The 25,353-nt window shown below is 40.6% G+C and carries 27 protein-coding genes and 1 rRNA gene; 7 read left to right on the top strand and 21 right to left on the bottom strand.

What is annotated here, in order from left to right; translation table 11 throughout:
- Window positions 1-277 precede the first annotated feature (277 nt).
- Window positions 278-760, top strand: a complete 483-nt coding sequence (locus PAARA_RS00140) for an RNA recognition motif domain-containing protein (protein WP_062567059.1) — start codon at window positions 278-280, stop codon at window positions 758-760.
- Here PAARA_RS00140 and murI read toward each other — a convergent pair.
- Window positions 720-1,514, bottom strand: coding sequence for a glutamate racemase (gene murI / locus PAARA_RS00135; protein ID WP_062567058.1), 795 nt, complete (start codon window positions 1,512-1,514; stop codon window positions 720-722). The genes PAARA_RS00140 and murI overlap by 41 nt on opposite strands.
- Before the next feature lie 61 nt (window positions 1,515-1,575).
- Complete coding sequence (locus PAARA_RS00130; RefSeq protein WP_062567057.1) at window positions 1,576-2,697, bottom strand: DUF5610 domain-containing protein; 1,122 nt, start codon at window positions 2,695-2,697, stop codon at window positions 1,576-1,578.
- Window positions 2,698-2,862: 165 nt separating this feature from the next.
- Here PAARA_RS00130 and trmA point away from each other — a divergent pair, with 165 nt between their 5' ends.
- Window positions 2,863-3,960: a tRNA (uridine(54)-C5)-methyltransferase TrmA gene (trmA, locus tag PAARA_RS00125; protein ID WP_062567056.1), complete on the top strand. Its 1,098-nt coding sequence runs from the start codon at window positions 2,863-2,865 to the stop codon at window positions 3,958-3,960.
- A 2-nt stretch (window positions 3,961-3,962) separates the two neighbouring features.
- On the opposite strand, the gene PAARA_RS00120 is transcribed toward trmA, so the two are convergent.
- The 5 genes from PAARA_RS00120 to ccoG all read right to left on the bottom strand — a co-directional run bounded on the left by PAARA_RS00120 (window position 3,963) and on the right by ccoG (window position 8,260).
- Window positions 3,963-4,418: a 2-thiouracil desulfurase family protein gene (locus PAARA_RS00120; RefSeq protein ID WP_062567055.1), complete on the bottom strand. Its 456-nt coding sequence runs from the start codon at window positions 4,416-4,418 to the stop codon at window positions 3,963-3,965.
- A 57-nt stretch (window positions 4,419-4,475) separates the two neighbouring features.
- On the bottom strand, window positions 4,476-5,114 hold the full coding sequence (locus PAARA_RS00115; RefSeq protein ID WP_062567054.1) for a thiol:disulfide interchange protein DsbA/DsbL: 639 nt from the start codon (window positions 5,112-5,114) through the stop codon (window positions 4,476-4,478).
- A gap of 18 nt (window positions 5,115-5,132) precedes the next feature.
- On the bottom strand, window positions 5,133-5,756 hold the full coding sequence (locus PAARA_RS00110; RefSeq protein ID WP_062567053.1) for a thiol:disulfide interchange protein DsbA/DsbL: 624 nt from the start codon (window positions 5,754-5,756) through the stop codon (window positions 5,133-5,135).
- Between the two features lie 32 nt (window positions 5,757-5,788).
- Window positions 5,789-6,763 carry a serine/threonine protein kinase gene (locus PAARA_RS00105; protein ID WP_062567052.1) on the bottom strand — a complete coding sequence of 325 codons (975 nt, stop codon included), beginning with the start codon at window positions 6,761-6,763 and terminating at the stop codon, window positions 5,789-5,791.
- Between the two features lie 66 nt (window positions 6,764-6,829).
- Window positions 6,830-8,260, bottom strand: coding sequence for a cytochrome c oxidase accessory protein CcoG (gene ccoG / locus PAARA_RS00100; RefSeq protein ID WP_062567051.1), 1,431 nt, complete (start codon window positions 8,258-8,260; stop codon window positions 6,830-6,832).
- A 283-nt stretch (window positions 8,261-8,543) separates the two neighbouring features.
- Between ccoG and PAARA_RS00095 the strand changes: the two genes are divergently transcribed.
- A complete protein-coding gene (locus PAARA_RS00095; RefSeq protein WP_062567050.1) occupies window positions 8,544-8,903 on the top strand; it encodes a hypothetical protein in 360 nt (119 codons plus the stop codon).
- Window positions 8,903-9,109 (top strand): hypothetical protein, encoded by a 207-nt coding sequence (locus tag PAARA_RS00090; RefSeq protein ID WP_062567049.1) that lies wholly within the window; start codon window positions 8,903-8,905, stop codon window positions 9,107-9,109. Before PAARA_RS00095 ends, PAARA_RS00090 begins: the two co-directional genes overlap by 1 nt.
- Before the next feature lies 1 nt (window position 9,110).
- On the opposite strand, the gene PAARA_RS00085 is transcribed toward PAARA_RS00090, so the two are convergent.
- The 13 genes from PAARA_RS00085 to gspC form a co-directional block, all read right to left on the bottom strand.
- Entirely contained in the window at window positions 9,111-9,725 is a 615-nt protein-coding gene (locus PAARA_RS00085) for a UPF0149 family protein (RefSeq protein ID WP_062567048.1), read from the bottom strand.
- A 23-nt stretch (window positions 9,726-9,748) separates the two neighbouring features.
- Complete coding sequence (locus PAARA_RS00080; RefSeq protein WP_062567047.1) at window positions 9,749-10,507, bottom strand: type II secretion system protein N; 759 nt, start codon at window positions 10,505-10,507, stop codon at window positions 9,749-9,751.
- A 3-nt stretch (window positions 10,508-10,510) separates the two neighbouring features.
- The gene (gene gspM / locus PAARA_RS00075; RefSeq protein WP_062567046.1) at window positions 10,511-10,984 is read right to left on the bottom strand and encodes a type II secretion system protein GspM; all 474 of its coding nucleotides are present in this window, start codon (window positions 10,982-10,984) and stop codon (window positions 10,511-10,513) included.
- Window positions 10,981-12,192, bottom strand: a complete 1,212-nt coding sequence (gene gspL, locus PAARA_RS00070) for a type II secretion system protein GspL (protein ID WP_062567045.1) — start codon at window positions 12,190-12,192, stop codon at window positions 10,981-10,983. Before gspL ends, gspM begins: the two co-directional genes overlap by 4 nt.
- Window positions 12,189-13,184 carry a type II secretion system minor pseudopilin GspK gene (gspK, locus tag PAARA_RS00065; protein ID WP_062567044.1) on the bottom strand — a complete coding sequence of 332 codons (996 nt, stop codon included), beginning with the start codon at window positions 13,182-13,184 and terminating at the stop codon, window positions 12,189-12,191. Before gspK ends, gspL begins: the two co-directional genes overlap by 4 nt.
- Window positions 13,181-13,798 carry a type II secretion system minor pseudopilin GspJ gene (gene gspJ / locus PAARA_RS00060; protein WP_062567043.1) on the bottom strand — a complete coding sequence of 206 codons (618 nt, stop codon included), beginning with the start codon at window positions 13,796-13,798 and terminating at the stop codon, window positions 13,181-13,183. The genes gspK and gspJ overlap by 4 nt, the downstream gene beginning before the upstream one ends.
- Entirely contained in the window at window positions 13,798-14,172 is a 375-nt protein-coding gene (gene gspI / locus PAARA_RS00055; protein WP_062567042.1) for a type II secretion system minor pseudopilin GspI, read from the bottom strand. The genes gspJ and gspI overlap by 1 nt, the downstream gene beginning before the upstream one ends.
- Entirely contained in the window at window positions 14,172-14,771 is a 600-nt protein-coding gene (locus PAARA_RS00050) for a prepilin-type N-terminal cleavage/methylation domain-containing protein (protein ID WP_062567041.1), read from the bottom strand. The genes gspI and PAARA_RS00050 overlap by 1 nt, the downstream gene beginning before the upstream one ends.
- Before the next feature lie 52 nt (window positions 14,772-14,823).
- Window positions 14,824-15,246: a type II secretion system major pseudopilin GspG gene (gspG, locus tag PAARA_RS00045; RefSeq protein ID WP_062567040.1), complete on the bottom strand. Its 423-nt coding sequence runs from the start codon at window positions 15,244-15,246 to the stop codon at window positions 14,824-14,826.
- Window positions 15,247-15,323: 77 nt separating this feature from the next.
- Window positions 15,324-16,559, bottom strand: coding sequence for a type II secretion system inner membrane protein GspF (gene gspF, locus PAARA_RS00040; protein WP_062567039.1), 1,236 nt, complete (start codon window positions 16,557-16,559; stop codon window positions 15,324-15,326).
- Window positions 16,560-16,561: 2 nt separating this feature from the next.
- The gene (gspE, locus tag PAARA_RS00035) at window positions 16,562-18,118 is read right to left on the bottom strand and encodes a type II secretion system ATPase GspE (RefSeq protein ID WP_062567038.1); all 1,557 of its coding nucleotides are present in this window, start codon (window positions 18,116-18,118) and stop codon (window positions 16,562-16,564) included.
- Entirely contained in the window at window positions 18,111-20,174 is a 2,064-nt protein-coding gene (gspD, locus tag PAARA_RS00030; protein ID WP_062567037.1) for a type II secretion system secretin GspD, read from the bottom strand. The genes gspE and gspD overlap by 8 nt, the downstream gene beginning before the upstream one ends.
- Before the next feature lie 22 nt (window positions 20,175-20,196).
- A complete protein-coding gene (gene gspC, locus PAARA_RS00025; protein WP_062567036.1) occupies window positions 20,197-21,141 on the bottom strand; it encodes a type II secretion system protein GspC in 945 nt (314 codons plus the stop codon).
- Between the two features lie 206 nt (window positions 21,142-21,347).
- Here gspC and hslR point away from each other — a divergent pair, with 206 nt between their 5' ends.
- The 3 genes from hslR (at window position 21,348) to PAARA_RS00010 (ending at window position 24,420) form a co-directional block, all read left to right on the top strand.
- Window positions 21,348-21,761, top strand: a complete 414-nt coding sequence (hslR, locus tag PAARA_RS00020) for a ribosome-associated heat shock protein Hsp15 (protein ID WP_420806948.1) — start codon at window positions 21,348-21,350, stop codon at window positions 21,759-21,761.
- A 10-nt stretch (window positions 21,762-21,771) separates the two neighbouring features.
- Window positions 21,772-22,617, top strand: a complete 846-nt coding sequence (hslO, locus tag PAARA_RS00015; RefSeq protein ID WP_062567034.1) for an Hsp33 family molecular chaperone HslO — start codon at window positions 21,772-21,774, stop codon at window positions 22,615-22,617.
- 264 nt (window positions 22,618-22,881) lie between these two features.
- Window positions 22,882-24,420, top strand: coding sequence for a phosphoenolpyruvate carboxykinase (locus tag PAARA_RS00010; protein WP_062567033.1), 1,539 nt, complete (start codon window positions 22,882-22,884; stop codon window positions 24,418-24,420).
- Window positions 24,421-25,238: 818 nt separating this feature from the next.
- Here the strand turns inward: PAARA_RS00010 and rrf are convergent.
- A 5S ribosomal RNA gene (gene rrf / locus PAARA_RS00005) occupies window positions 25,239-25,353 on the bottom strand.

Here is a 25,353-nt window from a genome sequence, read left to right as displayed (position 1 = left end):
TGTTCAGCGTCTTTCGTTGCTGCCCGCCGTGTCAGTGGGGTCGCATTATAGGGAGATCCGAAAACAGATCAACCCTTTTTTTAGATCTTTTTACTGTTTGCTCAAAGAGCGAACTAAATTTACCTAAAACGACAAAACGTGCTGCAATTATGACTGTTTTTTAAGCCAATATTCATAATTTAATGCAAATAACATTGCTATGTTCATTTAACACGTTAAGATAGCAAGCTCACAATGTTAAATTAATGTTTATTTCCTGTTTATTGGTAGATCTAAAATGAAATTACCCGATCAAAAATCTTTTCTTTTCTCTATTATTATTGCTGTATTAGGTTTTGTCGTTGTTAAGTTTGCATTTGCAAGCTTAGCCTTAGACCCTGCGTTGTTGTTTGGTGCAGGTTTATTAATTGGTGCTTTAGTGATTGCTGTTGTTGCATCACCGGCAAGTGAGGAGGCTGAAGTAAAAACAAAAACACTTTATGTTGGCAATCTTCCTTACCGTGCTAATGAAGGTGTCGTTCGTGCTTTGTTCGAAGAACAAGGCAAAGTGTTCAACGTCCGTCTATTGAAAGATAAAAACACTGGTAAGCGACGTGGATTTGGTTTTGTTGAAATGGCTGAAACCGATGCAGACAAAGCAATCAATCAGTTGAATGATAGTGAATTCCAGCAACGCACTTTGAAAGTGCGTGAGGCAAAACAAAAACAAGAAGGTGAAGCTAGTCACTTTCGTCAGGAGTCTGATCAGTCAACTCTATAAGCTCGATGCTTAATTGCGAAGCATCAATAGGGGCCGTTGCGTAATAACGCAGCGGCTTTTTTGTGTCTATTGATAAGGCAAGTTGATGTTTCATTAATAAGCTACTTACCCTATTGGCAATCGCTTTACCGGAATCAATTAACTTTACCGGCTTCTCAAAGCACATCGCTAATGTATTTGCTAATAATGGAAAGTGTGTGCAACCTAACACTAGCACATCAATATCACCAGCAATATTGAGTGCAGCTATTTCTTCATTAAACTCATAGTTAGATAATGAATGAGTATGAAACAATGTTTCAGCTAACTCCACCAGCTTGGTTGATGCATATAAGCTTACTTTCGTATTTTTACCATGTTCTTTGATAAGTGCTTTAGTGTAATGACTATTTACAGTTGCGGGAGTGGCAATTAGACCGATATGTTTTGTTTTACTTATTAGGCAAGCGGGTTTAATTGCAGGTACCACACCTACTATTTCAATATGAGTGTGCCTACGAATGATGTTGAGTGCAGAGGTCGAAGCGGTATTACAAGCTATTACTAAGATATCAACTTGCAATGCGCTACTTTCAATAAAATGAATTAAAGCCAGTAAGCGTTGAATGATCTTTTGCGGCGGTTGAGCACCATAGGGCAATAGTACATTGTCCATAAAGTAACTATAAGTGGCTTCAGGTATCAGTTGTTGAATTTGCTCAAGTACAGTAGTACCTCCAATACCTGAATCAAATACCATGATATGAGCTGACAAACTGCTTTCCCCTGAAAATCAAAGGTCAGAAGTTTGCCATGCAGTTATTTAAAAAGAAAGCTTACGATTTTAGCTCTTCGATGTCAGCGTTGATCTTATTCATCTGCTCAAGCATGGTCTTGGTATAGTCGACTAACTTGCTCACTTCTTCTTTATCTTGATTTAACCACTCTAAAATACCAGCAAGTTGATTTTGTAAACCAAGTTCATTTGCCTTATTCAAGGTTTCTTTCAAGTCATCATTAAATGGCGCTATCTTTTCTGCGACATCTTTTTCAGGAGTAGGCCTGACTTGTTCATAGCCTTTTATGCTTGCAACAGTCTTCGTTTGTTTAAGATCCATAGAGAAGGCAACAAGCTGCTCATTACCTAAACTAAGTTCCTGCGCCTGTTTAAATGCTTCATCTAATGAACCTGAGAAAAAGGTCTCGCTCACTCCTTGTAAATCTTCCATAAGCGCATTAATTGCTTCTTGCTCTTGTTCATTTAGTTCACCATTCACTGACATCGAAAATGAAAGCTCGCGAGATTGTGATGACTCACTTACAAATGCTTCATTTCCACCACGCTTGCTATAAGCACTGGCAGATTGGCTAGTATACGCATCTGCAAAACTGATACTCACTTCATCGCCTTCTGCTGTCGTGAATGTATACTCAGCATTATTTCGTAAACTTATATATTGTGCTTGGCTTACCGACACAGAAGCTGGCTTAGGGTTAAAAAGACTTTCCTCAAGTTGATCTATACCACTGAAGATACCTTCTTTTGATTTCTCAATACCTTCTTCAATATCGTCATTTAGCAGATTTGAACCTTTTAGCTCTTCATAAGCCTCATCAACTCCCATTTGAACGCCTTTTCGGGCTTCACCCAGCATACTTTTAAGTTTTTCATCATCTGCACCATCCGCTTTTGCTTTGCGAATAGCGCCGCCAACGAAATCAAGTACATTCTTAACGATTGCTTCAAAGTCAAACAGGGGCTTATCTTTTTTCTCTTCTACAACAGGTAACCCTAACTCAGCGGCAAGTTTATCGCCGAGTACTTTGGCGGCCAACTCTCGCCCTCTTTGCTGATAGCTATCATGAGCACTTTGAATTTTAGGCTGCTGCAATGGTTGCTTACCATTGTACTTATTTACGTTTGTATTAGGCATATAGCCTTGGTTGCCAATTTTCATGATCCGACTCCATGTGATGATTACCTCATTATCGGCTAAAAGTTAGAAAACTTAAGTTTTCTGTATAAAAAAACAACACCAAAAATAAGTAACAAAACTAGACAAATCTTCTATGCCCCCTACAATAGCGCCGATATAAAGCTAAGAGATAAAAGGTAATCAGCCATGGCGGTTATAAAAATTGATACAACTCAATATGATGCACAACTAAGTGAAAAGGAGCAGCGCATCTTTTCTCAGTTTCAACGTTTCGGTGTTGAAAAGTTAGAAGTATTTAGCTCTGATCCAATTCACTACCGTCAACGAGCTGAGTTTCGCGTTTGGCATGAAGGTGATGATCTATTTCACATTATGTTTGATCAACAAACCAAAGAGAAAATTCGCGTTGAAAATTTTGACCCTGCTGCGCCTTTAGTCGGTGAAGTTATGCAGGCAATGATTGAAAACTTAAAAGGGTGTGAAATCCTGCGCCGTAAGTTATTTCAAATTGATTACCTATCAACTTTAAGTGGTGAGATTCTTGTCAGTTTGCTTTATCACAAGCCCTTATGTGATGAGTGGTTAGAGGCAATTAAAGCACTAAAAGCAAAACTCAGTACACAATTTAACATCGACTTTATTGGCCGCGCACGTAAACAAAAAGAAGTGATTGGTAATGACTACGTCGTAGAGCGCCTAAACGTCAATGGACAAGAGCTTATTTATCAACAAGTAGAAAATAGCTTTACCCAACCAAATGCCAAAGTAAATATTAAGATGCTTGAATGGGCACAAGCACTTTGTGAACCATTAGAGAATGATCTACTCGAACTATATTGTGGTAACGGTAACTTCTCGATTGCTTTAGCGAACTCGTTTGATCGTGTACTCGCAACTGAAATTTCTAAATCATCTGTTTACTCTGCACAATATAATATTGCACAAAATAAAGTGGATAACTTAGATATTATTCGCATGTCGAGCGAAGAGTTCACGCAAGCCATGAAAGGTGAACGCACGTTTTCTCGCTTAGAAGGCATTGATCTGAAAAGTTATAATTGTCAGAGTATTTTAGTTGACCCACCCCGTGCAGGAATGGACACGCTCACCTGTGATCTCGTGGCCAATTACAACAATATTATCTATATCTCATGTAATCCAGATACGCTTGAACGCGACCTTGAGCACCTTTGTAAAACACACGAAGTTAAGCGCTTTGCTATATTTGACCAATTTCCATACACGCATCACATTGAGTCTGGTGTATTTTTACAACGTAAATAAGTTTAGTTTTCTGCCAGCGCAGCAAATAGCGCTGGCAACTGCTCTTCACTGAACACCTCTATATTATTACTTTGTAATAACTGTGCGGTTAAACCCATCCCTATAACTTTATGCCCCGTATGGCTGCCATCGTAGATTGTGTTACGCCCGCAGGAGGGACTGGACTCTTTTAGTAAAGCAAAACGAATTTTATGCTTTTGGCAAATTTTTAAGGCTTGTTCTGCTCCTGCGATAAATTCAGCAGTGACATCTTCTGCATCTTTCGTTAACACTCGACCCTCTTTAATTTCAGCGGGCGGCCTTGGGATAGGTAAACCACCAGCCACTTCAGGACAAAAGGAAACTAACCTTTTTTGTTGTTTGAGTGATTCTAATCCTGGGTCTAATAGGTTTTGTGATTGGCCATCGTAGCGTACAGGATTACCCAGTAAGCAGCTTGATACTAAAACTTTTTCCATGTTCATCACCAATAAAAAAGCTCCGCGAGCGGAGCTTATTAATATATTTGCTTATATTTATTTATCAGCTAAATAGTTGATAAGGTCAGCCATACCTTTTGCATCACTAATACCGGACTCAGCACCTAAAATTAAACGATATTTGCCATTCACAATGAATGTTGGTACGCCTTTCAATGCGCCTTTTTGTTTGTAGTACTCTTGATCGCGTTTCATTTTTGATGCCATCGTACGTACAGAAAAGCTATTGTAGTATTTATCAAAATCAGCTTCCGATACACCTTGTGATACGAAGATATCTTTCATATCTGCTAATTCATTGATTCGTGCACGTTTACCATGAATGTGATTAAAAATGGCAGCCACTAAAGCATCTTTTTGTGGTAACACAGCCGCAGTTGCATAAGCTTGAGCTAACATAGCCTGAATTTCTGGATCACGAGGTCCTGAAAAGTCTACATGGCTCTTTTTAAAAGCAACACCGTCATTCAAAAGCGGCTTTAGCTGCGCAACGATTGATTCGAAGCTATTACAATGCGGACAATAAAATGAGAAAAACTCTTTTACTTCAGGCTTTTTAGAAGCGCGCGCATCAAATGCTTCGTAATGCTTACCTTCTTCATATTGTGCAGCAGTTGCATTCGCTGCCAATCCTAATGTCATCGCCAATAAGGTAGCTTTAACTAACTTAATCATTACTTTTACACTCCAAAATTATTGTTTTAGTAAAAACTTAACCAGCTCATCAAGCTGCTCTTGGCTCTTGATAGTGTTTAAGTTAATTTTATATTTATCATTTACAATAAATGTTGGTACGCCTGTAAGTGCACCGATTTGTGAATACTTATTTTGTTTGTCTTGCATCGCTTTTTCTGCACTAATTACTGGCATACTTGCAATTTCAGTATCAAAGACTTCATTACTAATACCGTTCGTTGCCAGTAATGCTTTCACATCTTTAATATTTTGCAGTGGTGCACGTTGAACATGAATGCTATGAAAAATTTGATCTGCCACTTGCTCTCCCTTTCCTTGTTGCTTAGCAATAAGGTAGGCATAGCTTAAGTTACTTTGTGTTTGTTTTGACACCCCACCTAAAAAGTTAACGTGGTTTTTAACAAACTCAGTGCCCTCTGGCAGCGCTGCGGTCAGTGCTTTCGCTACTGGCTCAAACTTAAAGCAGTGTGGGCAATAAAAAGAGAAAAACTCAGTCACTTGCGGGGTAGCACTTTTTTCAACTTTCAATACTTCATACTGGTTACCTGCTTCGAAGTCAGCCGCAAATGCAGCAAAAGGTAAACATAGAATGAGTAGACTTAACTTTAATTTTTTAAACATTATTTTCTCGTCTTTACTTATCTTTTTAAAATTTATGGTAATAATTTTAACGGGGCTTCTTGTAATGCCGCAAGCTGTTCTTTTAGAGCAAGTATTTGCTGCTCCCAGTATTTGTCTTCTGCGAACCAAGAAAAGTTCCGTGGAAATGCAGGATCATCCCAGCGTTTTGCGAGCCACCCCATATAATGCACCATTCGCATGGCACGTAATAGTTCGATGAGTTTAAGCTGATTATGATCAAAATCACAAAACTCTTCGTACGCCGCAACTAAGGTGTCTAACTGTAACAGTTGGTTATTACGATCGCCACTGAGCATCATCCATAAATCTTGAATGGCAGGACCTTGACGACTATCATCCAAATCTACAAACATAAGTGCATCACCTGACCAAAGAATATTGCCAGCGTGACAATCACCATGCAGGCGGATTGTTTCAACATTTTTATACTGAGCCGTCGTCTCGTTAATAACCAGATCCAAAATAGTATAAAACGGATGTTCAAGGGCCATAGGCACTAAGTTACTCGCTTGCAAATGAACTTTCGCTGTCTGCAAATATTCTTCGCAACTCATTTCAGGGCGATGAGAAAAGGATTGTGCCTTTGCAGTTTGATGCATCCGCCCTATTAGGCGGCCAAGGACATCGAGTTGATCTAAGTTATCAACTTCAAAAATCCGCCCTCCTACACTTGGGAATAATGCAAACAAATATCCATTATGTTCGAAGAGACTTTCACCTTCTCTACAAACCGGCGCAACAACAGGCACTTCAGCTTCCGCGAGTTCAAACGCAAAAGCATGTTCTTCAAGTATTTGCTCCTTAGTCCAGCGTTCAGGCCTGTAAAACTTAACAACATAACGATAACCATCTTCAGCTTTAAACTGATAAACACGATTTTCGTAGCTATTTAAAGCCAATAGCCCTGACTCTGCATAAATTCCGATACTTTCTACGGCATCTAAAATTGAATCTGGCGTAAGGTCAACAAAACTAAATTTACTCATAAGGTCCCATTATATAAAAAAAGCGGGAAATCCCCGCTTTTTATTGTATGTGCTCAGTGTACTTAATTATTGTCCCTTAAAGAAGTTGCTGGGCTGTGAAATCTGTACATCAGGCTCGGAATCGACAGAAAGTACAAACTCAAACTTAGTCATTGGCTTTTTCAAATCATAAGGATCAACGACTAAAGAGAGAGGCACATTGTATGATTCCCCAGAAGGAACGGTGAATGTTTGTTTACCTATATATTCAAAGTTATCTAACCCTTCTACAGCAATATTAAAGGTTTGCTCATACTGTGCTTTATTGATGACTTTAAGTGTATAGGTGTTCTCTACCAAGCCATTAAAGTCAACGCGATAAAGTTGATTTCGGTCACGAATAATATCGAACTCCATCGGTTTACGCATCGCAATATTTGCAACCAGTGCCCCAGTTAAAACAACAAGAATCACCATATAACCTATCAACTTAGGACGTACTGCATGTGTTTTATTTTCAGGTGTTTCTAAGTTACGTTCTGTTGTGTAGGAGATAAGTCCTCTTGGATAATCCATTTTATCCATGACTCCATCACACGCATCAATACAAGCACCACAGTTAATGCATTCATACTGCAGACCGTTACGAATATCGATACCTGTCGGACATACTTGCACACACAAGTTACAGTCAATACAATCACCTAATCCCAGCTCTTTCGGGTCTTGTTTACGTGAGCGAGGGCCTCGGTTTTCGCCACGTGCTTCATCATAACTCACCGTAAAAGTATCTTTATCAAACATAGCCGATTGGAAACGTGAATATGGACAAATATGTAAGCACATGATTTCGCGCATCCAGCCAGCATTCCCATAAGTACATACCGCAAATAAGGCAATACAGCCATAGGAGTAAGCCGTTGCATCGAGTGTAAATACGTCAGGAAGTAAGTCTCTTATCGGCGTGAAGTAACCAACAAAAGTCAAAGCTGTATAAAATGAGAATAACCACCAGCTGCTATGCTTTGCGGTTTTGCGCCAAAACTTATCAAAATCCATTGGCCGTTGATCGAGTTTTTTCCGCTGATTAGCTGTGCCTTCAAACTTTTCTTCAAACCAAATAAAAATAAATGTCCAAACCGTTTGTGGGCATGTGTATCCACACCAAACTCGCCCGTAAAAGGTCGTCACTAGAAATAAAGCAAACGCAGCCAACATCAAGATAAACGCTAAAATAGTGAGATCTTGAGGCCATAGAGTTAAACCGAAAATATTAAACTTTTGACCAACAAGATCAAATAGTACCGCTTGTTGACCTTGATAGTTAATCCAAGGTAGCAACATAAAAGCGAGCATGCCAATAAAGCCAATACGCTGTCTCAATAGTTGATGTAAACCGGAAACAGCCCTTACGTATATTCGGTTGCGAGGGTTAAATCTATCATCAAGGGAAGCGTTTTCCGGTTTCTGGATCTTTACTTCCGTTGGGATATTTTTAACCTTAATTTGTTTATCCATTAAAATTCCTCAACGCCACTAGGAAATAAATACTCAAACATTATGTTTGTAGTTTACAGATATAGACAATCAGTGAATAAATTAGAATGCATCTCATTACGTTCAAAGATTTCTGAAATTTCCAACTCATCAAAATCATTATACTCAATCTCTAAAAAATTTCAGGGATTGATCACGAATATGTCTGTTTAAATTATTTCATCGTATCTGCTTGCTTTTAAATTGGCCATTTTATTAAACTTGCAGCCATACCTTATTCATTCAGATCAAAGTTTGTTGTGCTATGAAAAAATTTCTTATTTTAGTGCTTATAATTTTAGCATTATTCACTATTGATCACCCATTGATCAAAGAGCCAAGAGAGAAACTACTCGGTGATGGCATTGGCTTTCTTTCAAATGCTAGCAAAGTCAACAGAAGCCCTGCCGCAAACATGGCAAAGAATACTATTAAGTCACAACTAAATTTATCAGCTTCTGAGCAGGAATACGTCGAAGAAACATTCATAACCGATGAGAAGTTGCAGGTATTTCACCTACGCTATTGCCGAGAGAAAGATATCAACATCTACTTTTATGGTGAGCGTTTAGAGAGTGTATGTAGCATTGTTTCAAGTGCATTGAAAGAAAGGCTAAATAAGTGATGGATTTTTCGACTCTGAATAAAAAAGCCAGTGATTCATTTGCAAAGCAACGCAACTTACTAAAAAAATTGGCTAAGGGACAAACACTACACTGTGAAACCTGTAAAGGTGTTCTTACTCTTGATTTGCAAACAGATCAACCAGGAAGAGGCGTTGTACGCTGTAAAAATGGTTGCACTGATATTATTTTGGAATTAGGTAGTTAACCTAATTCCAGCCCTCATCATTGTACAACTGACTGTTCATAGCAACCACCTCAATTAACTCAGCAAAGCCCGCTGCAAACTCCCCCATCAACTCGTATTGTTGCTGACAAAGCTGCCCCTCTGTTAATTCATATTCACTGGCAATCGCGGCAATATCCGATTGCGATAAGCTAAAAAAGCCTAAACTCTGATGAGCGGTATCTAGTGCGGCTTTAAACTCTTCACTAAGCAAAGGCGCAGCTAATAATTTAGCAATATAATCTTTTGCTCCAAGTAAGAAACCTTGACTCCAATGCTGACACTCTTGAATATCCAAATATTGTTGCTGTTTCGAATTGACCTGCAAACTGACAGGCAAACTAAACCCTGTTCCAAAAACCTGCTCACTGATCTGCTGATACAATGCCATAAATGCAAACAACACCTGTTCATCCATTTGCCCGTCACATCCTGGACAAACCTGTTCGAGCCACTGATGAACATCAAGAGGCTCTGGCGCACAAATAACAGCAAATAAGTAGCCTTGTGTTTGCGCTAAAGACAGGGCATTTTTTTGCTCTGAAAGAAAGTGTGTTAATAACACGCTTTGCTCAGGTGAAAACTCAGGAATTTGCATATTACTTCTACTATTTACCTAAATTAGAAATTTAATGGGTAACGACCTTCACTATCAGGGCGACCAAGAAATTTAGTTGCATCATGTACTTCTTTAGGAAGACTTGCTTCTGGTTTGATATACCCTGCAACCTTGAAGTCTAGATTCGCTTTTAACGTTGCATCCGCTTCTAAACCTAAGCGGTTTTCAGGGTCAACTAATACAGCGATATCACCAGACTTACAGCTTAAACGACCACTCAAAGGCCCAACACTGAACCAGCCATTCAATCCTTTGACATCAATATTTGGACTCGCTATTTCACCTGCTAATGTATCACAGTACGGTTGGCCCGAGCTGTATTCATCTAAGTCAACAATTACACGCCCTTGCGCACTCACAGGGAGTGGTAATTGTAAACGCGCCATTGCACGTTCAACGGTTAATCTTAAAACTGCATTTTTGATATCTATGGCTTGGTTAAACAAACCATATGAAAAGTCAGCACGACCCGAGATATCAGCTTTGTCTCTAGGGTCACCAAAGCGCACTGTACCAACGAGCTTGCCACTAAAAAGTGACCAGCCCGAAATCTGCCAACGCACATTATTCAGCTGTTCATTTTCAAAACGCGCTTGCATGACACGACCATCCCATAATGAACCGCTAGCTTTACCTAGTTGTAATTGTTTAGGTAGGTATGGAGTGGCTAAATCAAGCGCTACAGCAGCTGGCGTTTTCACTAAAGTGAAGACCAAAAAGCACAGTAAAAAAATGGCGACTAATAAAATTGTTTTCTTCATCGTCTACTTCTCTAATACCAACCGACTTACACGAACAAAGCCTGATTTATCATCTTTACTCAAATCCAAATTCTCAATAAGTACTCCTTGAGAATTAACAAGCTCATCAAGCCATTCAACTAATTTATTAAATTCGACAGAGTCAATTGTCAAACGAAGCGAGTTATCGTTTGGTTGCATTTTACTAATAGTGATTTGATAGCGATTACGCGTACTATTTACGATTTGGCTTAAGCTGCGATCATTGGTTACACGAGCACTTCCACTGGCTTTAAGCTTAATGATGCTCTCATCAACCCAAGCAAGCAATTCTTGCTGTTTTATGTTGTCTTGCTCTGCTTTTTCTATTGCATTGTTGAGGGGTCTAAAAATACCCATCACTAATACAAAAATAACAAAAACAGCACCGGCAATCATTACAAGTTGTTGCTCTTGCTCTTTTAAAGAACGCCAGTAATTGACTAATTGCTCTTTCATGCCGCACCTCGCAATTTAATCTCTCCGACAACAAAGTCGCCATCATTATTTAGCGATCCTTGATCAACGGTTAAACCTCGTTGCTCCAAAATTGCTTTCACCTTACCAAATGACTGAAAATCTTTACCTCTAGCACGGATCCGTAATTCATTTCGTCGTTGATCATAGCGAAGTGTTTCAGGCGAAAAATCTTTTACTTCATCGAAAATCGATACTAAATCACTCGTTAAATCTAAGAAACCTGCTGTACTACCACCATCTAACAAGGCCAGCTCACTGCGGATCTGGCTACGTATTAACTGTGGTCGCACTTTCTTATCGGGAAACGCACGTTGGTAGTTAGACACCACTTGAGTCCTTGTTTGCTCTATTTGGCTATTGAGTTTATAAAGCTCTAGCGATTTAACGCCAATACTACACACTAACGCAACACCTGCTGCAATAGCGGCTTTTTTCCAGTATCCCCACCAAATAGCAGACTTCTTCTTTAACTGATACATACCTTGGCGTAAGTTAAAGCTGATATTAGGTAGCTGTTTAGCAAACAATGCTAATGGTAGGTCATAAGACTCTGTTTTAGCTATCAGATTAACCGTATCAGGAAAGCCTACAGCAGGACTGTAATGTATGACATCAGGATTATTTAAAGCTCTCAGGTAACCTTCTAACCAATCAGACTCAACCACTGCCACGTGCCAATCACCTAATTTGCATAACCACTGTTTATTTAGCTCAATCACACTCAGTTGATTAACTTCATCCGAGCTTGGTAATAGCAACGCATCAGGTAGTATTTTAAAGACTTCTAAATTATGTTCGTTAAACTGGACTAACCATTGCTCAAACCACTCCCTGTCTGCCATGGCTATATTAATCGCATGCTTGTCACCAACCATTGTTGGCTCTGCGATTGCGATGAATAGCTCATCAACATCACACGCTATCTCTTCTTCAAGCATGTAAGGGAGGGCTTGTTCTAACTTACGGTTCCACTTTGTTGGGAGCTCAACAGTCTTTAGTTGTACCTGATCGCTAGGCAAGAGCACTATCACTTCTCTTGATTGTGCTTTTTCTGCTAATTCACCTAATTGTGTCGCTGCTGCTATTTCGCCGCTAGCAATGATTTCTTGTTCTGTAGGTGAGTAAATAAGCCAATTTAGGCTATCTGTTAATGTTCGACCCGTACGGATCAACAATATTTCTGTCACTGTACGCCTCCAAATTTTCGCGCCAGTATCGTTACTTTACCATTATTGGCATGCAGTAAGGTGGTCATCGAAAAACGCAGCTCAACAAATTCAGCTTGCGTCTGTAGTTTAAAGTATTCACTGTTGATGGTGAGCAAGTCTTTCACGGCGTCCACATTTTGTCCGCCTTGTTGCTTAACTTCCTCAAAAAATTCTTCTATACCATCAAATCCTTTTTCTGGTCGTGATGATAAAACACTTTGTGCACCTGACAGGCTTAAACCGTCTATCAAGGAGCTTAAAATAATTGCACTTTCTGTTGGTAAGGTATTAACGTTAATGGCCAAGTTCTCGTTGCCAGGAATGACACATACAAATGGCAGCACCTTTTCCATGACCAAAGGATTAAACCCTTTAACCAAGCGTAATTCAGAGGTAGAAGCAAATAAGCTATTTGCGGTCATATACGGATATTTACGCGATAAATACTCATCTTCTTCTGCTCCCGAGCGATAGGTGATGCTGTCTTCATCTAACCAATCGTATACACTATCAGCCATCGCTTCTTCTGATTCATCAGTAGGCAAATCTTCAATATTCTCAAGTAGGGCTAGTAATGCTTTGTGTGCAGGGTTTGTGGTGTTCGATGAACCACTTTGTTGCACCGGTTTTGCATGTAACGCATTGAGGTTTAAACAGGCTTGTAGATCAGTAATAGTGCCACTTAAGGTGCCATTATCAACAGGATAAGGAACACCGCCTTGCTGGGCCCAAATTTGCCCTAGATTAGTACTATCAGGATCATCTTTCTTGGCTTGGTTTATCGCCTTAATAGCCAGTTCCTCAGCGGCAAATGCATACCACTTAGCCTGTTGGTGACTTTGGATGTTTGTGCTGCGCTGAACTTGCACCATTAGATTTGCACTCATTTCGACTGCCAACATGGCCGCAAGTGCAACAATAAATAGAACAATAACAAGTGCTGCGCCTTTTGAACGCTTTAAAGATATCATGATTGACTCTCAACACCCCCTTCGCCAGGCACTAAAAAGACGCGACGAATAGGCTCTTGTTCTACTTTCTGTATTGTAACAGCAACTGCTTTAGGCAATGCTTTTATTTGCCATTGCTCTTGCCACTCATTTTTGTCATCAAGAAATTCAAACTTTAAGTCTTCGATATCTTCAAGCAGTATTTGTGAGCGTGGCTCCATATTGTCTAGTTGATCAACATACACGCGATATACACGCTCTAGTTTATCGTCAATAACGCGGTAGCCAACGGCTTGTAATTCTGAACGTGGCAACAAGTTAATGGGATTTACCCAGCCATCGCGTACAAACCCAATCCCATCATACTGGCTATCCAAAACATACCGCCCTGTCAGAATATAGGTTTCTTGAAAGTCTCCAGCTTCATTACGCACTTGTCTTTTCGTCATTTGACTGAAGTCTTGGTCCATTAAACGAAATGTTGTTTGAAAACCATTAAGCTCGGCAATTGTTTCATCAGACGCGTCTTTTGCTTTTGTGGTTGAGTCTAAAATTTGATGGGTCGATAAAACCACAAAGGCTAGAATCCCCATGGCTATGATTACTTCCAGTAAGGTAAAACCGCGCTGCTTCACTACTTATCACCTTTGTTTAAGTAAGTGGACAACTCATAAACTGGATCCGCAAGTTTTTCATCAGTGAATATATTAATAGTCACTTTTACAAAGCTTTTATCTGCCGTTGGTACGACATCTTGACGCCAATACCATTCATAACCAGCGAGTGTTTCAGTCCCTTTTGTACCGTTTTTTCCCTGCCACTCACGGCCTTTAGCGCGTTGCTCAACCATCACATTCTCAGCAACCCATGAAGCATATGTTTGTTCTTCAATCGTAGCGAGATGATTTATATGCTCACCCGTTGCCTGCATGGCTGCAATGCCTGCCATGGCGCATATAGCCAAGGCAACCATCACCTCGAGTAAGGTAAAACCAGTTGCTTTAATCACTATTCAGGCTCCCTACGAAATTGAACCGGAGCCATAAACTCACCTTCAATAAAATAAATAGGCTCTGGTGCATTCTCAAGTTCGTAAGTAAGTTGAAAGGCACTCACTTCACCCGAGGATAAAATAAGCACTTGCGGTATTTTTAACTTTTTGAGTTCAAGTAAACTATCTTCATCCCCGCCACTCATAAGCTCACGCCAATTAGATTGCTCTAATAAGTTATCCTGTGCCCAAGCCAAATCCTCAAGGTTTAAGGTGAGTTTAAAGCGATTATCAACCTCTACCGGTTCGAATAGCTTTTCGCGATCAAAGGTGACCCATTTTTCACCATCAAAAACGAGAAACTCAAATACGTTCTTATCTAAATGAAAACCTAATTCAACTTGATTCAATATGGCAAATTCTGATGCCAAATTGATTGTGGTGTGTAATCTTAGCGCTTGCTTTTCTAGCTCTTCTTCAGCACCACCATCAAAACTATAGGCGACCATTTTAGTAACAAAACCGATCACTACCAGCACCATTAGTATTTCGATGAGGCTAAAACCTTTTGCGTGTTTTACGCCTCGAGCCAAATGCAAACGACCAAGGCTTACCATAACAGTAAGCCTTGATGTGTAGAGTGAGTAAACATCTGGCTGAGTTTACACATTATTGCTTTTCTTCATCCCAGTTACCGATATCATCATCAGTACCCGCTTCACCATCTGGACCCATTGAGAAAATATCAACTTTACCAATTTCTCCTGGGCTAATTAGCTGATAAGGATTTCCCCATGGATCTTCCGGTAGTTTTTCAATAAAACCGCCTTCGGGAAAACGGCGAGGAATAGGCTCAATGCTTGTTTTATTTACTAATGCTTCAAGACCTTGCTCAGTGGTTGGATACGCTTTGTTTTTAAGCTTATAAAGACTCAGCGCATCCTCGATTTGCTGAATATCTAAATGTGCTTTATCTATGGCAGCTTCTTCTTGCTGACCCATAATATTTGGCGCTACGATCGACATAATCATACCGATGATAACCAGCACCACCATAACTTCTAGTAATGAGAAACCTGATTGTTTATTCACAAAATACCTCTAATTTTCTTCAATATTTATTATAAAACGTCACACCCTCATGATGCGTCGTTTTAACCTTCCTTAATTTAAAGACCAACAGCCTTGTTCATTGCCATAATAGGCTGGAGTATTGCCATAACGATAAACAATACAATAACAGCCATTGATGCGATCATCGCTGGCTCCAAAAGTTTTAAAGAGACATTAACCATACTCTCAAACTCTCGATCTTGGTTATTCGCAGCACGTTCAAGCATTTGTTCCAACTCACCGGACTTTTCACCACTGGCGATCATATGAAGCATCATAGGTGGGAAAAGCTTAGTTTGCTGTAAAGCAGCACGGAGACTTGCGCCCTCACTGACGCGAGTTGCTGCATCTTGCACAGACTTCTTCATTTTTTCGTTGACTAATACCCCACCTGAAATACGCATACCTTCAAGTAATGGTACAGAACTCGACGACAAAATACTTAAAGTTCGCGCGAAACGCGCAGTATTAACGCCACGTGCAACCTTGCCTATACCAGGCATATGTAGCACTTTATCATCAAACCAAAAACGAATTTTTGGTTTCTTTAAAGCATGCTTGATAGCCACAGACACAGCTGTAATTACGATTAAACTAATAAACCAATAATTTTGCACAAAGTTACTCGCCGCCATCACCCATTCAGTGGTCCAAGGTAATACTTGTTTAGACTTTTCGAATGTTTTTAATATTTTTGGAACTACAGTCCCTAATAATACAGATACAATGGCAATCGCAAATACCACCAAAATGGTTGGATACACCATTGCCTGTGTTATTTGACTACGCATGTGTTGGCGTTGTTCCGTGTAATCGGCTAAACGATTTAAAACCTGATCTAAGTGACCTGATTTCTCACCTGCTGCTACCATAGCACGGTATAGGTCATCAAACACATGTGGAAACTCGCTCATCCCATCGGCGAGCGTATACCCCTCTACAACCTTTGAACGAACCGACATCAACATACGCTTTAAACGGGGTTTTTCGCATTGTTCGGCAACCGCCATTACAGCCCCTTCAACAGGCAATGCAGATTGAATTAAGGTCGCTAGTTGGCGAGTGATTAAGGCTAAATCGGAAGTCGAAATTTTTGCTTTGAAAAAGCTGCCAAGTAAGGTTTTTTTTGCTCCTTTAACTTGCTTTTCACCTTCCGCTGCTGCAACAACCTCTAAAGGCATTAACCCTTGATCACGTAGTGTCTGGCGTATTTGCTTTACCGTATCGGCTTCAAGAATGCCTTTTTTCTCTTTTCCTTTGCTATCTAGGGCACGGTATTCAAATGCAGCCATGATTAACCTTCCTCACGTGTCACGCGTAGCACTTCTTCCAGCGTAGTCCGCCCTGCTAATACACGGCTACAACCATCTTGGCGAATACTTGGGCTGCGAGTTCGAATGTATTTTTCAACACTTTGTTCGCCTTTGCCACTGTGAATCATCTCACGAATTGTCTCGTCAACAACAAGCAGTTCATGAATACCTGTACGACCACGATAACCATTAAAGTTACACTCTTCACAACCCACAGCGCGATAAATTGTCGGTGGCTCAGTCGGGTTAACGCCTAATAATTGGCACTCTCGCTCGTCTGCAACATGTCCTTCTTTGCAGCTATTACATAATGTTCTTACTAGACGCTGTGACAGCACACCCAACAGTGATGATGATAGTAAGAAGGGCTCTACGCCCATATCTTCCATACGCGTAATGGCACCGGCAGCCGTATTCGTATGCAGGGTCGACATAACTAAGTGACCCGTTAGGGATGCTTGCACACCAATTTGAGCCGTTTCAAGGTCACGGATCTCACCAACCATTACAACATCAGGATCCTGACGAAGAATAGCCCGTAAGCCACGGGCAAATGTCATATCCACTTTCGTATTTACTTGAGTCTGACCAATACCAGGGATCTCATACTCAATCGGATCTTCTACGGTTAAAATATTGCGGTCACGCGAGTTAATCTGACTCATACCTGCATATAAAGTGGTACTTTTACCAGAGCCTGTCGGGCCAGTTACCAAGATGATACCGTGCGGTTTACTGATCAGATCTGCAAATAGCTCCCGGTTACGCTCTGTCATACCTAAATCTTCCAGATTTAGGCGGGCATTATTTTTATCTAGTAGACGCAGTACTACACGCTCACCAAAACTCGATGGCATGGTTGATACACGCACATCAACAGCACGACCTGCAATACGTAAACTAATACGACCATCCTGCGGGATACGCTTTTCAGCAATATCGAGCTTAGCCATAACCTTTATACGTGACACCAATAAAGAAGCGAGTTTACGATTTGGTTTTAATACTTCCTTTAAGACTCCATCAACCCTGAAGCGAATAACTAATTCTTGCTCAAAAGTTTCAATGTGAATATCGGACGCACCTTCTTTAATCGCTTCACTTAGCATGGCATTAATCAGTTTGATGATTGGCGCATCGTCATCACCAGCAAGGAGATCTTCTGTTTGCGGCAACTCATCAGCTAATGAGAATAAATCAACCTCATTGCCAATATCCTCCATCATTTGCTGTGTTTCAGAACTATCTCGCTGATAAGATGCTTCAAGCAGTAATTCAAACTTATCATCTGCCAGCTGCTCTAAAGTAAAGCTATGGCCTGCAATTCGTCGCACTTCAAGCAAAGCATTTACATCTAGTTCACCACGATAATAAACCATCCAGTTATCAGCATTTTTACTAAGTAATACGCCAACACGACGCGCATATGAAAATGGCAAACGTTTAGCTGGCAAACTGACAAGATCATCGCTTGTTAAAAGCTCAGCCGGCTCGTTATGGACTAGCTCGTCATTAATCTCTGTAATTGCATCAGTCATCTTTGCGATCATCTGCGTTTTGTTGTTTTAAATATTCTTCGTACGTTGGTGGCAAGACTAAGGCATCATTCCACTCTGGCAAGATTGGCATTTCTGTCAATGGCATTAAGTCAATCCCATCTTCTTTTTGTTTATGTTGCTCACCACGAATGAAATTATATTTCACATGACTGAGTTTATTCATACTCATGCCATCACGTACGATTGTAGGGCGAATAAATACAATTAAATTACGCTTACGCTTGCTGGTACTGGTTGAACGGAATAAATGACCAAGTACTGGAATGTCTCCAAGTAATGGCACTTTTGACACACTTTCTTGAACGTTTTCATCAATCAAGCCGCCTAATACAACCATTCCACCATCATCGGCCATCACTGTGGTTTTAATTGCGCGCTTGTCTAATGAAATATCAACCGCTGTTGCACCACTGACACTCGATACTTCCTGCTCTATCGTTAACTGTACAGCTGAGCCATCATTAATTTGTGGCGTTACTTTAAGCTTTACACCAACTTCTTGACGTTCCACGGTTTGAAAAGGATTTGAGTTATCTGAGCCTGTTTGAGACCCCGTGATTATTGGCACTTCTTGACCAACAATCATTGATGCTTCTTCGTTATCCATAGTGGTTACTGACGGAGTAGCGAGAATATTTGAATTGGTATCAGAAGACACAGCTTGGATAATCGCGCCCCAGTCATTTTTGACGATTCCCATAGCTAAACCATTAATACCACCAAGCAAGGTTGCAAGTGGGCCTAAGTCACCCTCTACAGTTCTTTCGATTGGCGTAACGTTACTTGTTTCAGTGCCAATAACATTATCAGTAATTGTTTTGTCTCGCGCTTGTTCAGCGGCAACAGCCAATGAGCCCACTGGCACTGTAGTACCATTATTAAACTGCATCATCCCGCCTTGCTCTGAAATCCATTGCAGGCCAAAGTTAATACCATCAGCTTCAAAAACTTCGACAATAATAGCTTCAACTAATACTTGAGCACGACGTATATCTAGACGCTCAATCACCTGTTCCAATGAACGCATGGTGTCTGGTTGTGCAGTAATAACCAATGAATTTGAGTCTGGGTGAGCTTCGATACTGGTTTCGTTTTGATTACGTGTACGGGTTTTAGTTGCGCCGCCTTGAGCATCTTCTGCTAGTGTCTTGCTAACACCTTGTAAAACCTTAACGAGGTCGTCTGCTTTCGCATAATTTAAATAGATAACCTTAGTATTACCTTGGTTCTCTAATTCACCATCTAAGCGACTAATAAGTTCAACTGCACGAGTTCGGGCTTGGCCTTCACCACTAACAATCACGCTATTGGTTCGACCGTCGGCCACCACTTTAGGAATTAAAAACTCAGGAACACTTCCCTTACCACTGTCTTTATAAATATTTTCAACAACAGAAACAACATCGTCCGCCGTTGCAAATTTAAGCTTTACTATATCAACACGTTTGTCACCGGCTTGGTCAACCGAGCGAATAATTTCAACTAAACGATTTACTGATGCAGCATGTCCAGTGAGCATCATCACGTTGGCTGCATTAAAGTTTGCTACATGACCACCATCTTTTTGATCGCTAAATTGACGTACTAATGGCCCTAACTCTTGAACGCTCACATTTTTAACACGTACAACGCGTGTCACCATCATGTCGCCGCTTGCTTGATTATCTTCTGTAATCAAAGGAACATTAGACTTTTTAGCGTCAGAGCTTTTCTCAATTTTGATGATACCGTTATCCATCTCTACCGCTGAATAACCATACACTTCAAGTACATTTAAGAAAAATTGATAATAGAGCTTCTCGTCCATTAACTCATAACTACGCACATTGACTTTACCGCGCACGTTAGGGTCAATAATGACTGTTTTATTTAGGTTTTTCCCAACAATATTAATGAATTCATTAATATCTGTTCCTTTAAAATTTGCAGCATACTCTACAGCCGAGACTGAAAGCGATAATCCTGTTAACAAAAAAAGCGCTGCATATTTAGCTAACCCTTTTTTAATTTTTTTGAGGTGTAGCGCGTGAACCATTTTATAAAAACTCCAAAGCTAGTTATTGCAGGCTAAATTGCACATCAATTTGCTCACCATCCCGCTCGATAGTGATACTTGCGTCAGTACTATTACGTAATTCGTTTATAGCCGTCATCGCCTGTTTTAAATCATTTAATTGATAGCCATTTATTACAACAGCTAAATCATTATTCATTAATCCCATTTGCTTAAATAGCTCTGGATCTTTACCAGGGCTTAAGCGATAACCCACAAGCTCACCATCAACCATCGCTTGCGATACACGAATATAGTCGAATAGTTTGCCAGGATCGTTTAATATTTCTTCGCGCGTTTCAATAATCGCTTCTTTTACGTCTTCATCTGCCGTTGGATTTATTTCTCTTTCAGTATCAAAAGGCTGAGGGCCCTCTTGTAATTCAGGCTCTGTCTTTGCGGCCAACACAGGCATAGAGACTGTCTTTGTGAAATCAAGACCATCCAACATCAATGTTTCAAAACGACCACTCACATCTAAAATAACCCGATCAGGCAAAACTTGAGCTAATTTAGCTCGTGTGCCTTGAATAGCATCATCGACCACATACGTTTCTTGTCTTCCCTGAGACTCAATAATTGCTAAACCAGCTTGGTCATCTTGGCTTACAGCAACAATGCCGGTTAGATTAATACTTAACCGTGTTTCTGGCGCATTATTAATAACGTGTGTTTGCTTTGCGGTAGGTTTTTTTGAGTCAACAATTACTTTCCCGAATAAATGTTGATCAATAATTTGTTGAGAATTTACAGTATCTGTGCGAGCCGCATTCAAACTTACTCGATTTGTGGGCAATACTTTTGAACTAGGCTCAGGCCATAACAACCAAAACAACTTAGATGACAAAAATGCTATATAAACAACAACTAACAGCACTACAAATGCACTCAATTTGGCATGTGGTAGGCCATTCAAAAATTGTCTAACTTGTTGTAAGTGTTGATCCATAAACTTTAATTCTTATTTTAATTTACTGCCTAATAGCTGGCTTATAGTACCTTTTCATTTTTCATTCAACAAGCGCACATATATTAAACTTTGTAAACAGAGTGATTCTAACGAGTAGGAGTTCAAAGCAAGGCTTTGACTGTTTCTTTATAATTAAGTTTCATGATAAATTTTGCCTATATATTGAGTAGCTTTAGAAGAGCGTAATTGTGTCAAAAGTTAACACTAAACAATCGCAAGACGAGTTAAGCGTACGCCTGGATAAATGGTTATGGGCTGCACGCTTTTATAAAACCCGCTCAATAGCACGAGACATGGTACAAGGCGGTAAAGTGCATTATAATGGACAACGTACTAAACCAAGCAAAATAGTCGAAGTGGGTGCAGTAGTAAAACTACTACAAGGGGTCGACGAAAAGATAGTCACGATTGAAAAAATCCTTGATAAACGCCAAGGAGCCCCCATTGCACAAACCTTATACCAAGAAACTCAAGCAAGTATTGAGAAACGCGAAGCAAATGCTATCGCCCGTAAGAACAACAGCTTCTTTGCTCCACACCCTGATCGTAAACCAGATAAAAAGCAAAGACGTGAACTGTTAAAAATGAAATCAAGTTAGGTAATGCTCCATGCAACAAGATTTACTTCATCGTTATATATTTGATCAACTCGATGTACGTGGTGAACTCGTACAAATAGACCAAACCTATCAAGAGATGATCGCTAACCACAATTATCCTGCCCCTGTGCAAGCTCTACTTGGAGAGTTACTTGTAGCAACTTGTTTACTCACAGCAACACTTAAATTTGAAGGTGAAATTGCTGTTCAATTACAAGGGGATGGCCCAGTAAAATATGCTGTTATCAATGGTGATGACAAGCAAAATATGCGTGGTGTTGCGCGTTTACAGGGTGAAGTGCAAGGGAACACCATTAAAGATTTAATCGGAAATGGTTATATGGTCATTACGATTACCCCAACAAAGGGTGAGCGTTACCAAGGCATTGTGCCTTTAGAGCACGATAGCCTAGATAAATGCCTTGAAAGTTACTTTGAACAATCTGAGCAATTGAAAACACGCTTATGGTTTGCAACAGACGTTACAGCTGACTCAGCCAAAGCGGCGGGCCTTTTCTTGCAAGTACTACCGGTTAATAAAGAGAAATCAGTAGAAGACTTCACGCATTTAGAAGCACTCAGCAACACAATTAAGGATGAAGAATTACTTCACCTAGATGCAAATACAGTGCTTACTCGCCTATATCATGAAGATAACCCACAGTTGTTTGAACCACAAAAAATTACTTTTCGTTGTGGGTGCAGCCGTGAAAAAACAATTACGGCGTTAGTGAACCTCGGTCAAGATGCTTTACTTGAAGACGTAAAAGCAAATGGTGAAGTAAAAATTAGCTGCCATTATTGCTTGAAAGATTACATCTTTAACGAGCAGGATATTAAAGCTATTTTTAATTAAAGTTGCACTTAATAATAATATTATATTAAAAGCCGTATTTATTACGGCTTTTTTGATCAATTTCATGACACCGGTATCATAAAAAACCGCTCTTTCATGACACCGGTATCATTGAAATTATTCATGTTTTTTGCCAAATATATGTGTTTTTAAGCCCTTCACACTCTCGAATATCCCTAATCCTTCTGTTACTATTATTTCAGCTTAAGGGAAATAAGAACCCCAGAGCTATCCCGTTCAATCTCACACAATTTAGGTATAAACATGACTGCAAACGCTACTCGTTTTGTCGATCTAACTGCAGCTGAACTTGTCGAACACGCAATCCGTCGTGGCGAAGGGACTTTAGCCGCTAATGGTGCTTTTGTTGCAAATACTGGCCGTCGCACTGGCCGTTCACCAAAAGACCGTTTTATTGTTCAAGAACCAAGTACTGAAAACGAAATCCAATGGGGTAACGTAAACCGCCCTTTCGATGCTGACAAATTCGACGCCTTATGGGCTCGCGTAGAAGCGCATGTGCAAAGCAATGACCACTTCATCTCTCACCTAGAAGTTGGCGCAGATCCTGAGCACTATTTACCTGTTGTTGTAACAACAGAAACTGCATGGCATCACATCTTTGCCAAAAACATGTTTATCGAACCTGATACTTATAATGCATCTGATTTACCTCAGTGGCAGGTAATGAATGTCCCTTCTTTTGTTTGTGACCCAGAACGTGATGGCACAAATAGCGATGGCACAGTAATTATCAACTTTGCACAACGTAAAGTGCTACTGGCAGGTATGCGTTACGCCGGTGAAATGAAAAAATCAATGTTCTCTGTACAGAACTTCCTACTGCCTGCGAAAGGTGTATTACCAATGCACTGCTCTGCAAACGTAGGTGAAGCTGGCGACACTGCGCTATTCTTCGGTCTTTCTGGTACAGGTAAAACAACATTATCAGCTGATCCTACTCGTTTCCTAATCGGTGATGACGAGCACGGCTGGGCACCTGGTAGCGTATTTAATATCGAAGGTGGTTGTTACGCTAAATGCATCGACCTATCACAAAAGAATGAACCAGTTATTTGGAATGCAATTCGCTTCGGTACAATCTTAGAAAACGTTGTACTTGACGATAACCGTGTACCAAACTTCCATGATACAAGCCTTACACAAAATAGCCGCGCAGCTTACCCTCTAGAGCACGTTGAAAAACGTAAAGTAGAAAACCGCGCAGGTGAGCCTAAGGCAGTTGTATTCTTAACATGTGACGTAAGTGGTGTATTACCACCAGTTTCAGTACTTACTGAAGAAGCGGCAGCTTACCACTTCCTAAGCGGTTACACTGCAAAAGTAGGCTCAACTGAAATCGGCTCAACAAGCGATATTGAATCAACTTTCTCAACCTGTTTCGGTGCGCCATTCTTCCCACGCCCTGCAGGCGTGTACGCAGAGCTTCTAATGAAGCGTGTACGTGAATTCGGCGCTAAAGTATACCTAGTTAACACAGGTTGGACTGGTGGCCCTTACGGCACAGGTAAGCGTTTCGATATTCCGACTACACGAGCTGTAGTTGATGCAATCGTATCAGGTAAACTAGCTGATGTTGAAACTCAACACATCGACGTACTTAACCTAGATGTACCAGTTGCAGTTCCTGGCGTAGATAGCCAACTTCTTAACCCAATCAACACATGGGAAGATAAAGAGAAGTACGCAGAATACGCAAACAAGCTAGCATCTGACTTCACAGAAAATTTCGCCAAATACGACGTTTCTGAAGCAATCAAATCTGCAGGACCTAAAGCTTAGTAAAAAAACTTACTTCCTGAATAAAAACGCCAGCTATATGCTGGCGTTTTTGTTTTTACAGTAATAATGTGGGCATACAGCAGAGATTTGACTTTAGTATTAGCGCAACCATTTTACAGATAAGCCCTGTATTCTAATCCCGAATAGCAGCGGATTCATCTCACACCCATAATACCATTCGTAAATAAAGAAGCGCTGATGCAGCATATGCGCAGATATCATACACGACTACAAACGTGTTGGGGCGGCCTTGTCGCGTAGCTGCGGGTTTATTCCGCGTCATGGGGTGTCTATTCCTAGATAGCGCGCGATGTAAAATCGCGACTACAAACGTGTTGGGGTAACTTGCCGCGTAGCAGCGGGTTTATTCCGCGTCATGGGGTGTCTATTCCTAGATAGCGCGCGATATAAAATCGCGCCTACACACATGTTGGGGTAACCTTGTCGCGTAGCTGCGGGTTTATCCCGCGTCATTGGCTGTCTGTTCGCTCATAGAGCGCGATGTAAAGTCGCGACGACAAACGTGTTGGGGCGAGATTATCGCGTAGCTGCGGGTTTATTCCGCGTCATGGGGTGTCTGTTTGCGGATAAAGCGTGATGTAAAATCTCGCCACACACGAAAAAACCCGTTGCATTGTTGCAACGGGTTTCTCTAATTGGAGCCATGGTGCGCTACGCAGTAGGATGTCCTACTTTCACATGGCGAATGCCACACTATGCCTACAAGGATAGAAGTAGTAGGGTCTTGGTTGGGTGTTTTATTTTTCTACAGGCAACAAAAAACCCGACTCTTTCGAATCGGGTTTCTCTAATTAGGAGCCTGGCGATGTCCTACTTTCACATGGCAAATGCCACACTATCATCGGCGCTGTTTCGTTTCACTACTGAGTTCGGCATGGGGTCAGGTGGGTCCAAAACGCTATTGTCACCAAG

Origin of the sequence: Pseudoalteromonas arabiensis (assembly GCF_001550155.1) — a bacterium.
Classification (GTDB): Bacteria; Pseudomonadota; Gammaproteobacteria; order Enterobacterales; family Alteromonadaceae; genus Pseudoalteromonas; species Pseudoalteromonas arabiensis.
This window is presented reverse-complemented; position numbering and strand designations above follow the sequence as displayed.